Genomic DNA, 3151 nt, shown 5'->3' with positions numbered 1-3151 from the left:
GTCCTGAAGCGCTGGGCGTACCTCTTCATTGTGCCCGGCTCCGTATCGGTCGAAGTCCGGCGGGAGGGCGACAAGGCGGTGGCTGAGGTGCGGGCGAAACCCAGGGTGCGGCGGCTTTATCTGTACCAGATGCCGGAGCTGGTCAGGCGGGCCTCCTGTACGCTGGAATACAGGTTCAGGCATCCGGAAGAATTTTCGGGTTGAGGCGGGGCGACGGCTGGATCGCGCGCTCCCGTTCTTTTTTTGAGGAGGTGGTGGCACCTGAAGGGCAAGTTTCTGCTGATCCCGGTTTTGGCCGCGCTGTTCCTGCTGGCCGCCCCGTCCCTACCGGCGGGGGCGGAGATCTTCAAGAGTGCTACGGGGGCGACCTTCTATGTTTGGTCGGACGCCCTGGTATGGGCGGAGGGGAGGGCCGATCCTTGGGTGACGGTGGTCCGCCTGCCGGACGGGAGTTATAGTACGGTGCCTGTAGAGAGGTGGGCGGAGGACGCTACCTGCGAGGCATGGCGTCCCGAGCTGGCGAAGCGACTGGAGATGCTTTTGGTAAGGCTGATAGAGGCAGGTTTGGATCCGGCGTACTTCCGAGGTTTGCGGATATACCTGCTTCCGGCCTATTCTCTGCGCTTACCCGGCACCTTTTCGGTGACGGGGGAAGTTGTAGTGGGAGTATACTGGCCGGGTGAAGGTACCATTGCTCTGGCCGGATTAGGTGGGACGCCGGAGCCGGAGCAGGCTTTTCTGCATGAGCTGGGGCACTACCTGGCAGAGAGGGTACTCGGCGCACCGGGTTACGGCTGGAACCGGGTGAACGCCCTGGGCCGGGAGTACCTGGTGTTGCGGGGTTACCCGGGAGACCGGGCGCTGGACACCTGGAGCCAGGCGCGGCTGGCCTGGAAGGACCGGGCGGCCGAGTGGTTTGCGGAAGACTTTGCCTACTGGGCGGCGGGTAAGGCGGAGAAGTGGGGCCTGCGGGATAATTACTGTGCTGCCTGCGGTCCGCCAGATGAAAAGGTGCTGGAGTGGCTTGATGGCCTGTTTGCCAAAAGTTTGTCGAAATACGAACTCGGGGGTTTTTAAATGCAAGCTCTAGGTTTGTGGGTTTTGGTGCTTGTTGGACACTTCATCATGCTTTACATTCTCTCGGCGCCGGGGATTGTTGGGGTTTCATACCTCAATCTTCTTGGCGCTGACCATTTCGAGTACCTGTTTTTCTGCAAGCGAAAACTTGTACCATTTCGCAAGCAAGATTCTGAAATCTGGAAAATTCCAGCCAAAGAAGTTTTTCCCTGTTTTCGCGGAAAGAAAAAAAGCGTCAACAGCGTGGTGGATGGAGGCAAGCCTGCTTATGCGGATTCTCGAGATTCCTGTGCCGGGAATTTGTCCGTCTCGGAAAAGCCAGGTTTCGAATTCTACCTTAATCTTGGGGAGTTTTGCCGGATCGACATTTCTAACGATGGCAAGAGTGGCCACTGCAAGTTCGTGTTTTATAAACCTGCTGGGGTCTTCAGACGCTTCATAGATGCGGTACGCCAGGGGCGATATGTGAAGTTTCCATTTGACTTCCTCCCCAAAGCTAAAGCTCGGGGATTCCTTCAGGCGGCTTACGCCGCCATCCGGCTGCCGCTCGTCGCATATAGCGTACCGGCGGCAGATTCGAAGCGGCTTACCCACCGATGGCGGTTCCACCGGAAGGCAAGCGGCTTCTGGGGCGTGGCCTCCGCCCCGTGCCCCTTCGAGGAGCCCAAAAGTAGTATGTTCAAGGCCGCGTTGGCGTCTGCGTGCCAGATGCGGCCGCAGTTTTCGCACACCGCCTTGTGCCGGATGGGACGCTTGACCGGAGACCCGCAGACGGCGCACCGGGAAGAGGTCCCGCGCGGTTCGACGGGAACGACCTTTATCCCGGCCCGGGTGCAGGCAGCTTCGATGAGATTTCTTAACATCCTGAAGGCCCAGAAGTTGTGGACGAGGAGGTTGCCGGGTCCGAAATCCATGTCCTCACGGATACCCGTTAGGTCTTCGAAGAGCAGGGTGCTCACGCGGTGTTGCTTCAGGATGCGTGCGATTTCTGCGGCCAAGGCAACAAAGGCATGTTTGAGCCTGCGGGCGCGAACCTGGTAGAGCCTCCTCAGCTGCCGGGAAGTTTTCCGTCCGGCCCGGTTCAGCCTGGACTGCTCTTCAGCGATGCGCTTTGTCCAGTACAGGAAGTCTTTCCAGACTTTGCGGCCGGAGAAGAGGATTTGGCGGTCCAGGCCTTCGACGGCTAGGGCAGCCAGCACCCTGGCACCAAGGTCTAAAGCAGCGTATTTCTCAGGTTTCGCTTTTCGCTCCGGTTCCGGCACTTCCACAACCTGGTGGGCGTACCAGCGCTTCTTCACCCGGTCGTACCTGAGTTCCAGGGTTTTTGGGGTGCCGGAAAAGCGCAGGACGCCCCTGGTGTACAGGACCAGGCGGCCGTTGCCGTCCCGCAGATCTGCGGGTAGAGTTAGGGAAAGCGTTCTAGTGTCCAAGAAGTAGGATCGCGGAGACTTAACCGGGATTAGCTTGGCCAGCCTCTTCCCCGTACGGCGGTCTTTCCAGTACCTCGGGAGTCCGGGCCGCTTTTCCAGTTCGCCTTTTTTCCAGAGCCGCAGGAGGGTGAAGAAGGAGTTCCATGTCTTCCTGAGTTTTTTGAGGATCTCCTGCGCGATGTCTGACGGCAGGGCTTTGTACGCGGGGTGGTTTTGGAACTCCGCGCACAGGGTGGCGTAGGAAGGCACGGGTTCCCCCTTCAGGAACGCCTGGCGGCAGCGGAAGTTGGCGGCGTTCCAGAGAGCAGCACAGCGGTCTCCCAGGGTTTCGAGGGTTTTAGCCTGCTCTTTTGAGAAGAGCACGCGGACGACATTGCAACGCTTCATGGTTTTATGATACCACAATTTGGCCGAAAGAAAAAATTACCGTGCCTTCCTCCCCAGGCTTAAAAGCCGGGGCCTCCGGCACGGAAAGGATGGTGAGATAGTGCTGGCGTTTCGATCTTCGGGCAGCGAAAAAGGCTCCGTCCTGGTCGAGCTTGTCATGGTCTGCCTGGTGCTCATGGTGTTCTTCTTCGCCTGCGTCGAGGTCGCCTGGCTCATCCGCGACGACGTGTACCTCCAGCGGGTGGCGAGGGACGCGG

The 3151-nt window shown here is 59.2% G+C and carries 5 protein-coding genes; 3 read left to right on the top strand and 2 right to left on the bottom strand.

From position 1 onward, the window contains the following. The coding region (locus tag G454_RS21920) for a hypothetical protein (RefSeq protein ID WP_035108085.1) at positions 1 to 204 on the top strand (204 nt) is incomplete at its 5' end. Positions 205 to 243: 39 nt separating this feature from the next. Continuing rightward, on the top strand, positions 244 to 1077 hold the full coding sequence (locus tag G454_RS0114855) for a hypothetical protein (protein WP_027719205.1): 834 nt from the start codon (positions 244 to 246) through the stop codon (positions 1075 to 1077). 87 nt (positions 1078 to 1164) lie between these two features. On the opposite strand, the gene G454_RS21650 is transcribed toward G454_RS0114855, so the two are convergent. Next, positions 1165 to 1671 (bottom strand): hypothetical protein, encoded by a 507-nt coding sequence (locus G454_RS21650; RefSeq protein ID WP_156896846.1) that lies wholly within the window; start codon positions 1669 to 1671, stop codon positions 1165 to 1167. Further along, entirely contained in the window at positions 1602 to 2912 is a 1311-nt protein-coding gene (locus tag G454_RS0114845; protein WP_245574430.1) for an RNA-guided endonuclease InsQ/TnpB family protein, read from the bottom strand. Before G454_RS0114845 ends, G454_RS21650 begins: the two co-directional genes overlap by 70 nt. An 82-nt stretch (positions 2913 to 2994) precedes the next feature. Between G454_RS0114845 and G454_RS22950 the strand changes: the two genes are divergently transcribed. Continuing rightward, on the top strand, positions 2995 to 3151 hold a 157-nt coding region (locus tag G454_RS22950; RefSeq protein ID WP_156896845.1), incomplete at its 3' end, for a TadE/TadG family type IV pilus assembly protein.

Origin of the sequence: Desulfovirgula thermocuniculi DSM 16036, from assembly GCF_000429345.1 — a bacterium.
In the GTDB taxonomy this organism is placed as follows: domain Bacteria; phylum Bacillota; class Desulfotomaculia; order Desulfotomaculales; family Desulfovirgulaceae; genus Desulfovirgula; species Desulfovirgula thermocuniculi.
This window is presented reverse-complemented; position numbering and strand designations above follow the sequence as displayed.